The organism is Mucilaginibacter sp., assembly GCF_025359345.1.
Taxonomy (GTDB): Bacteria; Bacteroidota; Bacteroidia; order Sphingobacteriales; family Sphingobacteriaceae; genus Mucilaginibacter.
On the sequence record NZ_JANYGQ010000011.1, the window covers coordinates 51,949 to 68,420 of the forward strand.

The 16,472-nt window shown below is 45.1% G+C and carries 12 protein-coding genes; 5 read left to right on the forward strand and 7 right to left on the reverse strand.

What is annotated here, in order from left to right:
* The first annotated feature begins 28 nt into the window (after positions 1-28).
* Together hisS and Q0R52_RS06105 are read left to right on the forward strand one after the other, a co-directional pair.
* On the forward strand, positions 29-1,405 hold the full coding sequence (gene hisS / locus Q0R52_RS06100; protein WP_295793105.1) for a histidine--tRNA ligase: 1,377 nt from the start codon (positions 29-31) through the stop codon (positions 1,403-1,405).
* A 321-nt stretch (positions 1,406-1,726) separates the two neighbouring features.
* Entirely contained in the window at positions 1,727-4,327 is a 2,601-nt protein-coding gene (locus Q0R52_RS06105; RefSeq protein ID WP_295793106.1) for a ligase-associated DNA damage response DEXH box helicase, read from the forward strand.
* Between the two features lie 288 nt (positions 4,328-4,615).
* Here Q0R52_RS06105 and Q0R52_RS06110 read toward each other — a convergent pair whose 3' ends face one another.
* From Q0R52_RS06110 to Q0R52_RS06125, 4 genes are all read right to left on the reverse strand, one after another.
* Positions 4,616-4,795, reverse strand: a complete 180-nt coding sequence (locus Q0R52_RS06110; protein WP_252791794.1) for a hypothetical protein — start codon at positions 4,793-4,795, stop codon at positions 4,616-4,618.
* A gap of 328 nt (positions 4,796-5,123) precedes the next feature.
* Positions 5,124-7,022 (reverse strand): PAS domain-containing sensor histidine kinase, encoded by a 1,899-nt coding sequence (locus Q0R52_RS06115; RefSeq protein ID WP_295793109.1) that lies wholly within the window; start codon positions 7,020-7,022, stop codon positions 5,124-5,126.
* Positions 7,023-7,191: 169 nt separating this feature from the next.
* On the reverse strand, positions 7,192-7,872 hold the full coding sequence (locus Q0R52_RS06120) for a response regulator transcription factor (protein ID WP_295793110.1): 681 nt from the start codon (positions 7,870-7,872) through the stop codon (positions 7,192-7,194).
* On the reverse strand, positions 7,838-9,346 hold the full coding sequence (locus Q0R52_RS06125; protein WP_295793111.1) for a HAMP domain-containing sensor histidine kinase: 1,509 nt from the start codon (positions 9,344-9,346) through the stop codon (positions 7,838-7,840). The genes Q0R52_RS06120 and Q0R52_RS06125 overlap by 35 nt, the downstream gene beginning before the upstream one ends.
* Before the next feature lie 119 nt (positions 9,347-9,465).
* Here Q0R52_RS06125 and Q0R52_RS06130 point away from each other — a divergent pair, with 119 nt between their 5' ends.
* From Q0R52_RS06130 to hemH, 3 genes are all read left to right on the forward strand, one after another.
* Positions 9,466-10,659 carry a TIGR03435 family protein gene (locus Q0R52_RS06130; protein ID WP_295793113.1) on the forward strand — a complete coding sequence of 398 codons (1,194 nt, stop codon included), beginning with the start codon at positions 9,466-9,468 and terminating at the stop codon, positions 10,657-10,659.
* A 205-nt stretch (positions 10,660-10,864) separates the two neighbouring features.
* Entirely contained in the window at positions 10,865-11,716 is an 852-nt protein-coding gene (locus tag Q0R52_RS06135) for a 4-hydroxy-3-methylbut-2-enyl diphosphate reductase (RefSeq protein ID WP_295793115.1), read from the forward strand.
* A 142-nt stretch (positions 11,717-11,858) separates the two neighbouring features.
* On the forward strand, positions 11,859-12,881 hold the full coding sequence (gene hemH, locus Q0R52_RS06140; RefSeq protein WP_295793116.1) for a ferrochelatase: 1,023 nt from the start codon (positions 11,859-11,861) through the stop codon (positions 12,879-12,881).
* 227 nt (positions 12,882-13,108) lie between these two features.
* On the opposite strand, the gene Q0R52_RS06145 is transcribed toward hemH, so the two are convergent.
* The 3 genes from Q0R52_RS06145 to Q0R52_RS06155 all read right to left on the reverse strand — a co-directional run bounded on the left by Q0R52_RS06145 (position 13,109) and on the right by Q0R52_RS06155 (position 16,431).
* Entirely contained in the window at positions 13,109-14,071 is a 963-nt protein-coding gene (locus Q0R52_RS06145; protein WP_295793118.1) for a MoxR family ATPase, read from the reverse strand.
* A gap of 7 nt (positions 14,072-14,078) precedes the next feature.
* Positions 14,079-15,509, reverse strand: coding sequence for a peptidylprolyl isomerase (locus Q0R52_RS06150; RefSeq protein WP_295793120.1), 1,431 nt, complete (start codon positions 15,507-15,509; stop codon positions 14,079-14,081).
* Between the two features lie 238 nt (positions 15,510-15,747).
* Positions 15,748-16,431, reverse strand: a complete 684-nt coding sequence (locus Q0R52_RS06155) for a pseudouridine synthase (protein ID WP_295793162.1) — start codon at positions 16,429-16,431, stop codon at positions 15,748-15,750.
* Positions 16,432-16,472: the final 41 nt, after the last annotated feature.

Here is a 16,472-nt window from a genome sequence, read left to right on the forward strand (position 1 = left end):
AACCACAAAAAAAGTACCTTTGCCCCCTATGGCATCCATCAAACCATCTGTACCAAAAGGCACCCGCGATTTTTCACCAACCGAAATGGTGAAACGTAATTTTATTTTTGATACCATTAAAGGAGTTTTCCGCAAATATGGGTATCAGCAGATAGAAACGCCTACGATGGAGAAGATGTCGACACTAACCGGGAAATACGGGGAAGAAGGCGACAAGCTGATATTTAAAATATTAAATAATGGTGATTTCTTAGCAGAAGCAGGTCTTGATTCATCAAATATAAATACCGACAGCAAGACGCTTTCGTTTAAAATCGCCGAAAAAGCCCTCCGCTACGATCTTACCGTTCCTTTCGCCCGCTATGTAGTACAACACCAAAACGAAATTACCTTTCCGTTTAAGCGTTTCCAGGTTCAGCCGGTTTGGCGCGCTGACAGGCCGCAGAAGGGCCGTTACCGCGAGTTTTATCAGTGTGACGCGGACGTGGTTGGCTCGGATAGTTTACTAAACGAAGCCGAATTCGTATTGATTTATGATGAGGCTTTAAGCAAGCTTGGCCTGAAAGATTTCACCATAAAAATCAATAATAGGAAAATATTATCCGGCATAGCCGAAATTATTGACAAAGCTGATAACATCATCGACCTTACTGTCGCGATTGATAAGCTGGATAAAATCGGCCTCGATGGGGTGATAAAAGAGCTGATGGAACGTGGCTTTACCGCAGATGATATTGAAAAAATAAAGCCTGTTATATTATTGGAAGGCAGTAATACTGAAAAGCTGGCAAGCCTGCGCAGTGCACTCGCAAATTCAGCAACCGGGCTAAAAGGCTGTGATGAAATTGAAGTAGTATTCAATTATCTTGCCAACTGCCAACTGATAACTGCCAACTTAGAACTGGACATCACCCTCGCCCGTGGTTTAAATTATTATACTGGCGCCATATTCGAAGTAAAAACCAACGAGGTTGCCATGGGCAGCATTGGCGGCGGCGGCCGGTATGACGACCTTACAGGTATGTTCGGCTTAAAAGGCCTAACCGGTGTAGGCATCTCCTTTGGCGCCGACCGTATTTATGATGTGATGGACGAACTTAACCTCTTCCCAGAAGCAGCCAATCAATCCACCCAACTGTTAATTTGCTGTTTCGATAAAGAGGGCGAAAAATTTGCCCTGCCTATTCTGCAGCAATTGCGCAACCAGGATATCAACGCCGAGCTTTACCCCGCAGGCGCCAAGCTCAAAAAGCAGCTGGATTACGCCAATAATAAAAACATCCCTTACACTATCATCATCGGCAGCGATGAAATTGAAAGCGGGTTGTTGACTATAAAAAATATGCAAACAGGTGTGCAGGAGAAAGTGACGGCGGAACAGGTGTTGGACACGATTAGCAAATAGCAATTTTGTCATTGCGAACGAGGAACGAGTGTGGCAACCGTGAACTTTACAGAGCCAGTTGAAAAGTAGCAGGACTTGCATTGCGGTTGTACACGGCGTGCGGTTGCCGCGCTGCGCTCGCAATGACAAGTTTATAGTTTTCTACTCAATTACACTTCATCGGCGATACCCCGAACTTCTTTTTAAAAGCAGGGCTAAAATGCTGAATTGCAAACCTCATTATAGCCATGGTGCTAATAATAAAACCATTCAGCGATAATTCCCACCATATTATTTCACCCCTATCCTAACTTATTCCATTTTCCGTTGTATATTATTGGCATGATTACAAAGGGGCAGCAGGTAATACAGGATTGGTACCAAAATAAAAAATGGGAACAATTTGCCTTTCAGCGCGAAATGGAAGCGGCTTATTTGCAGGGCTTTTCGGGACTGCTCAATGCCCCTACCGGCAGCGGTAAAACCTTTGCGCTGTTCCTGCCTTTTTTGGCCGATTTTATAAACAAACATTCCGATACTTATAACACCAAAGCAGATAACGGCCTGCTGATGCTCTGGATTACCCCGCTGCGCGCCTTAACCAACGACATCCGCAAAGCCATGCAGGAAGTATGCGATGAACTGGGCCTGCCCTGGCGCATCATGACCCGCACCGGGGATACATCCGCGTCCGAAAAAGCCGCCCTTAAAAGGAAACTGCCCGAGGTGCTGCTCACTACCCCCGAAAGCTTGCACCTGATGCTGGCCCAAAAGGAATATCCCAAGATATTTAAAGGCCTGCAGGTGGTGGTGATTGATGAATGGCACGAGTTACTGGGAACGAAAAGAGGGGTGCAGGTAGAGTTGGGTTTGAGTAAATTGAAAGTCCTGAGTCTTGAGTCGAAAGTCTTAAGTCAGGATTCTTCAGACTCAAGACTCAGGACTTCAGACTTCGGACTCCGCATTTGGGGTATCAGCGCAACCATCGGCAACCTGGAGCAGGCTGCGGAGGTTTTACTGGGAAAAGATTTTCCGCCGGAGCGGGTAAAAATGGTGCGGGCTAATTTGGAGAAAAAACTGCTCATCAAATCCATCATCCCCGAAAATATTGAAAATTACTCCTGGGCGGGACATATCGGTTTAAAGTTGCTGCCGCAGGTAATGGAACTGGTGGCCAAAAGCAAAACCACGCTGATATTTACCAATACCCGTTCACAATCCGAAATTTGGTACCACGCCATTTTAGATAATTATCCGGAGTATGCCGGCATTATGGCGATGCACCATGGCTCGCTTGATAACGAGTTGCGCAACTGGGTTGAGGCTGCGCTGCATGCCGAAGCGCTGAAAGTGGTGGTATGCACATCCAGCCTTGATTTGGGTGTCGATTTTCGCCCGGTTGATACCGTGGTGCAGGTTGGCAGCCCTAAAGGCGTTGCCCGGTTTATGCAGCGCGCCGGCCGGAGCGGGCATGCCCCGGGCGAGGTGTCCAAAGCTTATTTTGTGCCCACACACTCGTTGGAACTACTGGAAGGAGCCGCCCTTAAGCAAGCCATTAAAGCCGGCATTTTTGAAAGCCGCGACCCGATGCTGCTTACCATGGATGTGCTGATACAATACATGGTTACGCTGGCCGTGTCCGATGGTTTCCGCGCGGATGAGTTGTTTAAAGAAATAAAAAGCACCTTCGCCTTTACCGACCTTACCCGCAACGAGTTTAACCAATTGCTCGATTTTATTACTACCGGCGGTAAAACCCTGGCGCAATACGATGAATTTTTAAAGGTAGAGGTAGAAAACGGGCTGTTTAAAGTAAACAGCCGCCGCGTTGCCATGCGGCACAGGCTCAGCATCGGCACCATAACCAGTGAGCTAAGCATCCGCGTGAAATGGCTCAGCGGTGGCAGCCTGGGCACATTGGAGGAATCGTTTATATCGAAACTTAAGCCGGGCGATACATTCTGGTTTGCGGGGCGGAGTCTGGAATTTATCAAGATAAAAGAGATGTCGGCATATGTAAAAAAATCGAATAAAAGAAAGGGTTTGATTCCCAGCTGGGCAGGCGGTCGTATGCCTTTGTCGTCGCAGTTATCGGCAATGTTCCGGGTTCAGCTGGATGAAGTGGCGCATGGCATTGAGACCGATGAAGAAGTTATCGCACTAAAGCCCTTGTTTGATTTGCAGGCGCAGCTATCACATCTGCCGCAAAGCCACGAGTTTTTGATTGAATCCTTTAAATCGCGCGAGGGGCACCATTTGTTATTCTACCCTTTCGAAGGGCGTTTGGTGCACGAGGGCATGGCATCGCTGTTTGCTTACCGCCTCAGCAAAATAAAGCCGGCCAGCTTTTCCATCGCCATGAACGATTACGGCTTTGAGCTGCTAACAGATGAGGATATACCTATCGAGCAGGCCCTGGAAGACGCCGCATTTTTTTCGATAGATAACCTGCTGGATGATATTCAAAATAGCTTAAATGCTAATGAAATGGCACGCCGGTGCTTCAGGGATATTGCCCATATCGGTGGGCTTGTATTTACCGGTTATCCCGGGCAGCAGGTAAAAAACAAACATTTGCAAGCATCAACCTCGCTGCTGTTCGAAGTGTTCAGCGAATACGAGCCGGATAACCTGCTGGTGAGGCAGGCCTATAATGAGGCGCTGGCATTTCAGCTGGAAGAATTCAGGCTACGAATGGCACTGCAGCGCATTGCAACCCAAACTATCATTTTAAAAACTATTGAGCGCCCTACGCCGTTTGCATTCCCGATAATGGTTGATAGCCTGGGCCGTGAACGTTTAACTACCGAAACACTGGAGGAACGAATAGCAAAAATGGCACGGCAATATGGAGCGGACGAGGTGTGGGAGGAAAAGGAGTCCGAAAGTCCGAAAAGTCCGAAAGTCCGGAAGGCAGGAATTACGAGAAGAAGGGGTTTTTAATATATCCGGAAATTCGTTAACCAACTCGGATGTGGTTTTATAATTCCGCAATCGGCATTCCGATTTCCGCATTATTTCGAACCTTCTCATTACCCCTTTGGCCCTTTTACTAGAATAACTATCAACCAGATAATCGAAAACGCCTGCACCATTATCATACTGCCGATAATCAGCTGCCCACCGGGCCAGTGGAGTATTTTGAGCACAAGGCCTAGTAATATACCGGCAAAACTTAGGATAAAGAGTATAATGGGGTACCTGAAATTAAAAAACATGCGTATAGCCTGGTTAAGGTTTTTGTTTCAACCGTCTTATTATCGTAGGCATCTTGTACAGGCCGTAGCCAAACAAGGCACCGATCAGCAGGCTGCTCCAGGTTTCGGTTTTCGGGTCGAAATTAAACACTACCACCGTCATCAGTAATATTGCAGCTATGCCAATAAGCAGGTATAAATAAACTTTTTTCATTAAGACTACTTCTAATTCAATTCCGTTGCGAAATTAATTGAAAAATATCGGGATTTAATATTATTTCGATTGTTGCCCTTCCTGGTGCTGTCGGTGTTATAACCAAAGGTATCCGTAATTCTAAGGCCTGGCTTTCTGGTAAGGCATTCTGCATACAAGCCGGCACAGCGTTCCATTTTTCTACGCGGAACACCCGGAACGCTATGAAACACGCTCACAATCAAGCTTTTAATTTTTCTGGTGATTAAATAAGTGTTTGCAGCTGGGTAGACGAGCGCACAGTCCCATTTGCCGATGGGCTTGCTGTGCTTGCGAATTGAAAATATTATTATATAATGCCCGCGTTCAACGGTAGCTTGAAGTAAAAAGTAGAGCCTTTGCCCAATTCACTTTCAATCCAGAAACTTCCGTTGTGACGGGTTAATATTTCGGCGGATACATACAGGCCCAATCCAAGGCCCTCGTATTTCATGGCAGTATTATCAACCCGGTAAAACCGTTCAAATAATTTGGCCAGGTTGTCTTTTTCAATCCCGATACCAAAATCCCGTACTGATACTACCACGTCATCATCTTGTATAGCCGAATGGATAATCACTTCACGGGCACCCGGGGAATACTTTATTGCATTGTTTAAAAAATTGGTGAGCACCTGCTCCAGCCGGTAGCGGTCGCCATCCAACACAGCCGTTGGGTTGCTTCTGATTTTAAGCTGATGGGTATTGTTTGAAAGTTGCACGCTTTGCGTAACCTCGTCAACAAGGTCTTTCATATCAAAACGGCCGATGTTATATGTCATTTTGCCGGCCGATATTTTTGATACATCCAGCAAATCAGCAATCAACTTTTCGAGGCGTTTAAGCTGCTGCAGGCTGTTTGACACAAATTTACCATTAAAATCAGTATTGTTTACGCCCCTTTCCATTAACTGCAGGTACGCTTTTAAGCTGGTAAGCGGTGTTTTTAACTCGTGGCTGGCTATACTTATAAATTCGTCTTTTTGCTGTTCAAGTTTTTTATGTTCCTCTATGTCGGTATTGGTTCCCAGCCATTTTACAACGGTATCGTCAATTTTAAATGGTAAGGCCCGGGCCAGGTACCAGCGGTATTGGCCATCGTGCCGGCGCAGGCGAAACTCAACCTGGTAAAGTTCTTTTGTTTCGAGCGCTTTAACCCATTTGCTTAAACAACCCTGCAAATCGTCGGGATGAATAAACTCCTGCCAGCCGGCGCCAATAATAGCTGCGGCATTTTTGCCAAAGTAGCTTTGCGTGCGCTCGTTAACATAGTCTAGTCCGCCATTTGCATCCGCTGTCCAAACCTGTTGCGGCATCGATTCGGCCATAAACTTAAACTGGGCTTCGCTTGCTTCCTGCTTTAGCTGTCCTTCAATTTTCTCGGTTATGTCAGTTGCTACCGCAATTACGCCAACAACAAAGCCGTCATCATTTCTAAAAGGCTCGTAAACAAAATCGACGTATACGTTTTCCAAGATGCCATTTCTTACAAACGGAATAGACACGCAATTGCCGTAATACGGATTGCCGGTTAGCCGCACATTATCAAGCAGTTCTTTAAAACCAAGCCCGCGCACCGAAGGCAATGCATCAAACACCGGCATACCTTTGATCTCCGTAAATAAGCAGCCGTAAATTTTTTCCATCGGCGGGTTAACCAGGTCGATAATATAATCTGCACCTAAAAAAATGCCAATGCCAACCGGCGCCTGCATAAAAATGGAATACAATTGCTTACGTTGTGTAATTAAGGCTTCCATTGCCTGTTTTTCGCGTTCGGCAAGTTTAAAAATTTCGGTTACATTGGTTGGCGAGTGGATTAAAAACTTAACATTGCCCGATTCGTCGAGCACAGGCGTGTTGGTGGTCGTCCAATAACGTTCTTCAAATTCGCTTGTTCCGCGTACAGGGATGTCATACCTGTAATTAAACATTGTATGCGCCTTTTTTGTGCGGATGGCTTCTTCAAACGAATATATGGTGCGCTCGATATTTTTCGATTCTTCGTCGGTAGGATTAGCCGGGAACGCACCAAAAACCGAATTGCCTACCAGCGTTTCGCGGGTTGAGTTTGTTGCATTAAGATAAGCGCAATTTACATCGAGAATGGTATATGATGGCGCGTCGACAGCGAGCAATAGCTTGGTGGTCTCACTTTTATTAAAAACGGAGTGGTAATCTTCTGCAGTAAGCTTAATTATTCCGCTCATTTATAATCGTTTCGGCTTAAATTAAAAATCGTGATTTAATGCATTAAAACTGCAATTAAAGCAAATAGTTTTAATTGCGTCAAAAAAATCCCGGGTAATTTTTCAGCAAGAAAAAATGAAGCATCCGGCGTAGGGGCTGTGTGAGGCTCCGCCTTTGGAAAAGTATAATTCAAAAAATCAGCTTGTAGCCCACTCCCCGCATATTGATAATTTCAACCGCCTGATCGTGTTGCAGGTGTTTGCGTAGCTTGGTTATAAAAACATCCATGGTGCGGGTATTAAAAAAGTTGTCATCGCCCCAAAGCTTCAACAAAACAGCTTTACGATCCAGCACCTCGTTTTTATGTTGAATAAGCAGGGCCAACAGTTCGTTTTCGCGGTGGGATAATTTGGCGGATAATTGTCCGTTAAACCAAAGTTCCTGTTTGGCAGTGTAAAAAGTGTACTGCCCAATGGCTAAAGTCGCCGGGGCCGGGCTTGATGTTGAGCGGCGCAATAGCTCGTTCAAACGCAGTATTAGCTCCTCTAAACTAAAGGGCTTTTTAAGGTAGTCGTTACCGCCGCTTTGGTAACCTTTTATTACATCGTCTGTTTGTGATTTTGCTGTTAAGAACAAAACGGGGGTCTGCTTATCTGTTTTACGCAGCTGTTCAACAAAGCTAAAGCCATCCATAAAAGGCATCATCACATCCACTATGCAAACGTTGTAATCGTTTTTGCGGATGGCGTCGATGCCCAAAACGCCGTTAGCCAGGTGGGTAACATTAAAGCCACGCGTTCGCAGCGTTTCGCTTACAATTTTTGCAAGCTGCAATTCATCCTCCAACAACAGTACCCGCGCTTGCTTCATGATAAATTAATGGTATGCTGATAATAAATTCCGTTCCGATGCCGGCATTGCTAATTAAGGAAAGCGTGCCCTTATGCCGATCAATAATGCTTTTGGCATAGCTTAGGCCCAGGCCATAACTTTTAACATTGTGTATGTCGCCCGAGGGAACGCGGAAAAAGCGGTCGAATATTTTATCCTGGTATTGCTGCGGGATGCCCGGTCCATTATCCGTGACAGAAATAATGATATTGCCATTTTCCGCTGTTTGATTGATATTGATTGCCGACCCGGCCCCGCTGTATTTTATGGCGTTATCAATCAGGTTGGCTATGGCATTTTTAAGCAGGGATTCATCCGCCATGGTCGTTAACTCTTTATCCGAAATTTCACAATTTATGCTGACTCCGGCAGCGTCTGACTGTGGTTTATAATCGGTTATTATCTTGCCTATTAATTGCCCGGTGTTTACCGCAACCAAATTAAGGCTGACGTTTTCCTGTTCGGATATTACATTCTTTAAAATCTGGTCAACAAGGTTAGCCAAGTTGCCTGCCTGTTGGCGTATAATGCCCACGTACTCGTCAGTCGAAACCTTGCTTAAATTAAAACCCTGTATCGCCTCGGCTGCTATATTAATAGTGGCTATGGGTGTTTTAAGCTCATGCGTCATGTTGTTTACAAAATCGTTTTTAAGCTCTGCCAGTTTTTGCTGCGATAGCAGGGTTTTAACGGTGTAGGCATAGCAAAAAATGGTGATGCCAATTAACAGGAAAGAAGAAACAAGCAGCCATTTCATCTGGCGTAAAAAAAACAAATCGGGGCTTTCAAAGCCGGCAAAAACGGGATCTTTTTGATGAGGCCTTTGCAGCCCGGCATTTATTGTACGGGTTAGAAATGAATTCTTGTTAGTTAATTTGACAGGGGCGATAACAAAAGGGGCATCAATCCCTCTTAACAGAAGCTCTTCTTTATAAAATCTATCCAGCGTGGCCCTATTGAGCCGGCTTTTATCAACTACTTTTTGAAGGCTATCGCCAAGCCTTTGCGTGTAAAAATACACTACCCCATCTTTTAAATCATGACGGAGCGTAGTATCGCCCATGTGATTGATAAACAGGGTTTTTGCTTCCGGGGTTATCTGGTGTAATTTCTCTTTAAAATCAGTTATCCCAAAATTTACTTCTTTATCTCCACCGGGGTATGGATGCGAGTCCTTCATGCGAAAAACAGTTGCGCTGTCCCTGTTTTGAACGTTACAGGTAATGGTAATGAATGCGGTATCCGCCAGCCAACCTTTAAATCGGGTTACTATCTTTTGCTCCCGTGCATCCATTTCCCGGTCAATAGCAACATTCAAAGCCTCGTTAATGTCATGCTTAAAAGCTATAACCGTACGGTTATAGTTCTGATAATTCCAGTACAGCTGCAACCCGGTAATGCCGGTAACACATACCGACATCAGTATCAAAATCAACTTGATGCGCTTTTTCACTGGTATAAAAGTACCACCTGTTTGTTTTATTAACAAAAACGTTAACACTAATTAACTGTGCTTAACTCGCGTTAACTTTTCTACCAGCTTATTATACCGTTTTTTGAAAGAAAAACAACATGAAGAAGCTTACCCTGCTGCTAACCATAGTAACCAACCTCGCCCTTGCCCAGGTAAAAAATGGCGAAGCCGTTCCCGATATTAATTTCAAAACCATTTTAAACGCGCCCGTTAAAACGGCTAACTTAAGTAACCTTAAAGGAAAGATCGTCTTAATTGATTTTTGGGCAACCTGGTGCGGCTCGTGCATTGTGGCAATGCCGCATTTGCAGCAATTACAGAAAAAATATCCCGGCAAATTGCAAATCATTACAGTAACCGACGAAACGGTTAAGCGTACAGGGCAGTTTTTAACCAGCCGGCCATCAAACCTTTGGTTTGCTGTGGATACTGCCCGCGCAATAGCACAAGTCTTCCCGCACCAGTTAATTCCCCACGACGTGCTCATTTCGGCAGATGGCAAGCTCATTGCCAACACCAGTCCTGAATCAGTAACAGACAAAGTGATTGATAGCTTGCTGAACAACCAGGAGATACACCTCGCTGAAAAGGAAGACAATACGATGGACTATGAGGAAATTATAAAGAAATACTTTTTTGCCGCCGATACTGTAAAAACCCGTTTCAGCATGATGCCGGAAATAAAAGGTGCGCCGGGACTAAGCACAACCTGGATGCAGGATAGCACTTTTAAGGGGCGCAGGCTTACCTGTTTAAATTTAGGATTAACTACCCTTTACAGGCTGGCGAATGGCGATTTTCCATTTTCAAGAATGGTAGACAAAACCGAAAAGGTGAAAAATGAGCCGGTATATTGCCTTGATATAATTGCAGCCAGCAAAGCCGACCTTTTGCCAATGCTGAGAAACGAACTTGCCAAACGCTTTGATTTGCAGGCGCGCGTTGAACAGCAAAACAAAGAGGCGTACGTGCTGAAAATAAAGGACCCGGAGAAATTCAAAAGTATCCCGTTAAATACCTCGGGTAACCGAACTTACTATAGCCGGCATGGTGAAATTGACCAGCAGGACATGACCATGGCCGATTTTGCCGAATACCTGGAAAGCTATGGCATTGCGAAGTTGATACCTGTTATTGATGAAACTAAAAGCACCGGCAAGTTTGATATCAAATTTTCCTTTCAGCCAGAAAACCCGGCAAGCCTTACACAAATATTAACCGATATGGGGCTTAGCCTTGAAAAACAGCAGCGTAAGGTTGATATGCTGGTGGTGTATAAGGCAGGTGTTTGATTAGTGCCCATTCGTTTTTAACCACTGAGATACTGAGTAGCCACAGAGAGCACAAAGCCTTTTAATTTAAATAACGCAGATCAGCTAATCGCTTTTTTCTTCTCTGTGTACTCTGTGCCTTCTCTGTGACCTCTGTGGTTAAATTTTTACGCGCTGGTATTGTTATGATACACGAACAAACATTTTTCGTTAATTTTGCAGCAGCATGGGAGATTACCGCTTACAAGTTACTATTGACCAGGATTCGGGCTTTTGCTTTGGCGTGGTATACGCCATTGATATGGCCGAAGAAATACTTGCCGAAGATGGTTACTTATATTGCCTTGGCGATATTGTGCATAATGACGAAGAAGTAGAACGCCTGAAAGCCAAAGGCCTGCGTATAATTGAGCACGCCGACCTGGTTAACCTGAAAAATGAAAAGGTGCTGATACGCGCCCATGGCGAAGCGCCCGACACCTACCGTACAGCATTAGAGAATAACATTACGCTGATTGATGCTTCATGCCCGGTAGTGTTAAAGCTGCAAAACCGCATCAAAACCTCGTTCGACGCAAACGAGAAGATATTGATTTTTGGTAAACACGGCCATGCTGAAGTAGTGGGCCTGCAAGGGCAAACTAATAACGAGGCGCTGGTTTTCCAGGATATTGCCGAGTTGGACAATGTGGAGCTGCCGGAAAATATCACCCTTTATAGCCAGACCACCAAAAGCATGGAGAAGTTTTACAACATTAAAGACCAGCTTTTACAACGCGGCTATAACCTTAAAGCCAACGATACCATTTGCCGCCAGGTGTCAAACCGTGATAAGGACCTGCCAAAATTTGCCACAAAATTCAACAAGATTGTATTTGTATCGGGTCAAAAATCGTCGAATGGTAAGGTTTTGTTCGAGGTTTGCCGCAAGCATAATGCGGATACTTATTTTGTTTCGTCGGTGGGCGAACTTCAAAGCACCATGTTTTCGCCGGGCGATACTATTGGTATTGCCGGTGCCACCTCAACGCCCATGTGGCTGATGCAGGATGTAAAGGCAGCCCTCGAAGCGTTTTAACGTAGTCCAGAAAAGTCGGGTAAGTCCGAAAGACGAAAAATCAATCTTATAGGTTAATCCACAATTCATTACCCCGTCATTTCTTAAATACGCGTCCGCTTACAGACTAAAAAATCGCTAAATTCGCTACGCAAAATAGAATATGATTAAAAAGGGAATTTTATTGGTTAATTTGGGTACGCCTGATAGCCCTGAAACAAAGGATGTTCGCAAGTATTTGAATGAGTTTTTGATGGATCCGCGGGTTATCGATATCAACCCGATATCAAGGGCGTTGCTGGTGAAGGGAATAATTGCCCCGTTCAGGTCGCCAAAATCTGCAAAGCTTTACAAACATATCTGGGACGATAAAACAGGCTCTCCACTGTTGCACTACAGCAAACTGCAGCACCAAGCATTACAGCAGCGTTTGGGCGACGAATACCAGGTTGAACTGGCGATGCGCTACCAAACCCCTTCTATCGAATCGGCATTAAACCGGCTAAAAACGGCGTTGGTTGAAAGTATACAGGTTATTGCCTTGTTCCCGCAATATGCATCAGCAAGCACCGGTTCGGTTTACGATAAGGTGATGGATATTGTACGCAAATGGCAAACCATCCCTACAATTTCATTCGTCAACTCGTTTCATAATAACCCGCTGATGATTGAAACCTTTGCCAATAACGGTAAAAAGCACAAGCCTGAAACCTATGACCATATCCTGTTCAGCTTTCACGGCCTGCCTCAAAGACAATTGATAAAATGCGATCATACGGGTAATCACTGCTTAAAATCTGCCGATTGCTGCCAAACACTTAGCAATGTAAATAAGTACTGCTATTCGGCGCAATCATACGATACCGCCCGTTTAATTGCCGAAAAATTAAATCTTCCGAAAGAAAAATATACCGTTTGCTTTCAATCACGCCTGGGCAGCGATCCATGGGTACAGCCATACACAAGCCAGGTAGTGGCTCAATTGGCCAAAGAAGGTAAAAAGCGCCTGCTGGTATTTTGCCCCGCTTTTGTTGCCGATTGTTTGGAGACTGTTTACGAAGTAACCGAAGAATACGGTGCCGAATTTAAGGCCCTTGGCGGCGAACACGTACAATTGGTGGAAAGTTTGAACGATTCGCCAACCTGGATTGACGCGCTGGAGGAAATGGTGCGGGGGAAGAAGTAGGCTGGGGTTCGTAGTAACAGCTTTCTTTTCGTCAATTGCGAGGAACGAAGCAACCTCTGCTAAGGACATTCAAGGTACGTTATGTTTGTGTAGAACTAAATGCGGCCAATAGATTGCCACAGCGCTTTTGCTTCGTTGATTGGCACGCGTAGAGGTTGCTTCGTTCCTCGCAATGACGCGTGGTGAGGCCAGTCCTGTCTATAATCGGTTTGAAAATCGGCTATCCCCTAAAACAACTGTTGAATAATATCATCTGCCGATAAGCCTTCAGCTTCTGCATGGTAACTGCGTACAATGCGGTGGCGCAGTATGGGTTTTGCAATTGCCTGCACATCTTCAATATCCGGCGAGTATTTACCATTGATGACGGCATGGCATTTAGCCCCCAGAATTAGAAACTGCGATGCCCGGGGTCCGGCGCCCCAGTTTAACAGGCGTTTTACCTGGGGCGCGGCCAATTCGCCGTTGGGGCGGGTTTTAGCAACAAGCCTTACGGCATATTCAAGCACGTTATCGGCAACAGGTATGTTGCGCACCAATTGCTGGAAATATATGATCTGCTCGGCATTAAGCAGCTTGTTAACTTTATTTGTATTGGTGCTGGTGGTGTTTTTAACTACCTGCAACTCCTCTTTAAATGTTGGATAGTCGAGTGCGACGTTAAACATAAACCGGTCCAGCTGTGCTTCGGGCAATGGGTAGGTGCCTTCCTGCTCAATAGGGTTTTGCGTGGCTAAAACGAAAAACGGCTGCGACAATTTGTGTGTGATGCCCGCAGCAGTGACCGCCTTTTCCTGCATGGCCTCTAAAAGAGCGGCCTGGGTTTTTGGCGGGGTACGGTTAATCTCGTCGGCCAGGATAATATTTGCAAAAACCGGGCCCGGTATAAATTTAAAATTCCTATCCTCGCCCAATATTTCAGAACCAATAATGTCCGAAGGCATCAGGTCGGGCGTAAACTGTATGCGTTTAAAATCAAGGTCCAACACCTGCGATACGGTTTGTACCAGCAAAGTTTTTGCAAGCCCGGGTACGCCAACAAGGAGGCAGTGGCCATTGCTAAAAATCGAAATCAGCACAAATTTAAGCACTTCTTCCTGGCCTATTATTACCTTGCCAATTTCGGCGGTTATTTGCTGGTAAGCCTGCTTTAAAGCGTCAGCGGCTTCCACTTCCGAGCGGTGTTGCATATTTAACTTATTGTTTTACTTCGGCCGGTTTTGTATCGGCAGGTTTAGGCTCTTCGGTTTTAGCTTCTGATATCGTAGTTGCAGGTGTACTCCAGCCATTCATTGTCGGGCATCCCTGGTACTCCGGGTCAATACGCATAAATGTTTCTTTACGCCGTTTTTCGAACCATTGGCTTACGGTAACATTTACCTTATTATTGCTGGCATATTCCTTCAGTTTCGGGTAATCCTGTGTAAGGTTAGCCTTGTGCGCATTAGTGGTTGATTTAAGGTACAAAATCTTATAGCCTTTTTTACCATCGGCACCTGTATATAAAAATGGTTTTGATATACTTCCAACCTTCATTGTATCCGTAATAAGCGCAACCTGGGGGTCGAGTTTATCGGTTGGAATATAGGTTGAACGGGCTTCAACATTTTCAGCATTCAACAACATCCCGCCATTAAACTTAGTTTCTTTATCATCAGAATAGGCCGCAGCCGCGTATGAAAAATAATCCAGGTTTTTTTGGCTCTTCATCATCAGGGCGTAAATACTGTCGGCCCTGGCTTTTGAGCGGTCTAAGCTTTCCTGTGTTATCACTGGTTGTATGATGATGTGCCGCACGTGCACCTGTTCACCCCGCCGTTCAATCACCTGTAAAAAGTGAAAACCAAAGTCGGTTTCAAATACCGGTGAAATCTCTCCCGCTTTCAATTTAAATGCCATTGCAGTAAATTCTTTAACATACCCGGTACGGTCGTTAAAACCCAGGTCGCCACCTGCTGCTGCCGCCCCGTCCTGCGAATAGAGGCGGGCCAGCTTTCCAAAATCTTCCCCTGCTAAAACTCTTTTGCGCAACTCTTCAGCTTTGTTTTTGTACGCTTCCTTTTCTGCAGCGTTAAGCTTAGGCTGAAATACTATCTGGCCAACTTCCACCTCTTTGTTAAAGGTAGGTAAGCTATCCTTTGGGATGCCGTCAAAAAACTTTTTAACGTCCTGGGGGGTGGTATTTACGTTGGCAGTTATTTTTTGCTGCATTCTTTGGGCGATAAGGCCCTCTTTAATATCCGGGCGAATCTCGTCCTTATATTGGATAACCGACCGGCCCAAAAACTGCTCCAGCCTGTCCTGTCCACCGGCACGCTGTATCATTTCGCGCATGCGGCGATCAACACTATTATCAACTTCGTCTTCTTTAACGTCAACGCTGTCGATGATTGCCTGTTGGGCGAGTAATTTTTGTGAAACCAATTGCTGCAATATATTACATTTAAAACTTGCGTTAGGTGGCATACCCTGCGCAACATAAGTGGCATATTTTAGTTCAATGTCAGACTGAAGAATAATACCACTGCCTACAACGGCTGCAATTTTATCAAGCGTATGCTTTGGTTGGGCCTTAACGGCCGATATTAATAAAATAAAACTTAAAAGGGCTATCCCAAACTTTCTCATGTACCTTATGCTAGTAAAAAAACCGTCGCGCCAAAGGCGGACTAAAAACCTTCGAATTTCGGTAAAATTTATGAATTTTGAACTTTATAATTAACGCAATACCAGCAAACTAATTATAATTGTGCGAATATGCCCATAATGTATCAAACTGTTTAGCCGCATTTGGTTAAAAATTGTTAAAAATTACCTTAGGGCTTGCGGTAAAATACTGTATTTGATTTTTTTACAGGGGCCATCGTCATCTACTCCAGCCCATAATTTCCATCACTCTTAAAAACTCGTTGTGCAGGGGTGCTTTAATATGTACCTCCATTTTGGTAAGCGGGTGTGTAAACGTCAATTCAGATGCATGCAACAGCATGGTATCCAGTTCCCATTGCTCCTTAAATAATTTGTTTTGTTTGTTGCAGCCGTGTGTGCGGTCGCCAATTATTGGGTGAAACACATGGGCGAAATGCTTGCGTAACTGGTGCATCCTGCCTGTTTTCGGATGAGCCTCAACCAGCGAGTAACGGGATGTAGGGTGATTGCCCAGCGGGATGTCAAGCTCGGCGCGGGCCAGGGTCTTGTATTTGGTAAACGCTTCCTGCAGGGTGCCGTTTTCTTTGCGCAGCGGGTAATCAATTTCTTCTTCATCCGGGGTATAGCCGCGTACAAAAGCCAGGTATTTTTTGTCGACCAGGTTCCCCTGGAATTGCTGCTGCATCATCACCTCGGCCTCCTTATTTAGCGCAAATAGCAATACTCCGCCTGTTTTGCGGTCGAGCCGGTGGGCCGGGAATACTTTTTGGTTTAGCTGGTCGCGCAATATTTGCAGGGCAAATTCGGTGGCATCATTAGCAATTGACGAGCGATGCACCAACAGTCCATGCGGTTTATTGATAGCCACTAAATCATCATCCTGGTATAAAATATCGAGCAATGCCATTATCGGGCGAAGGTAGGCATTTTGATTTGCTGTCA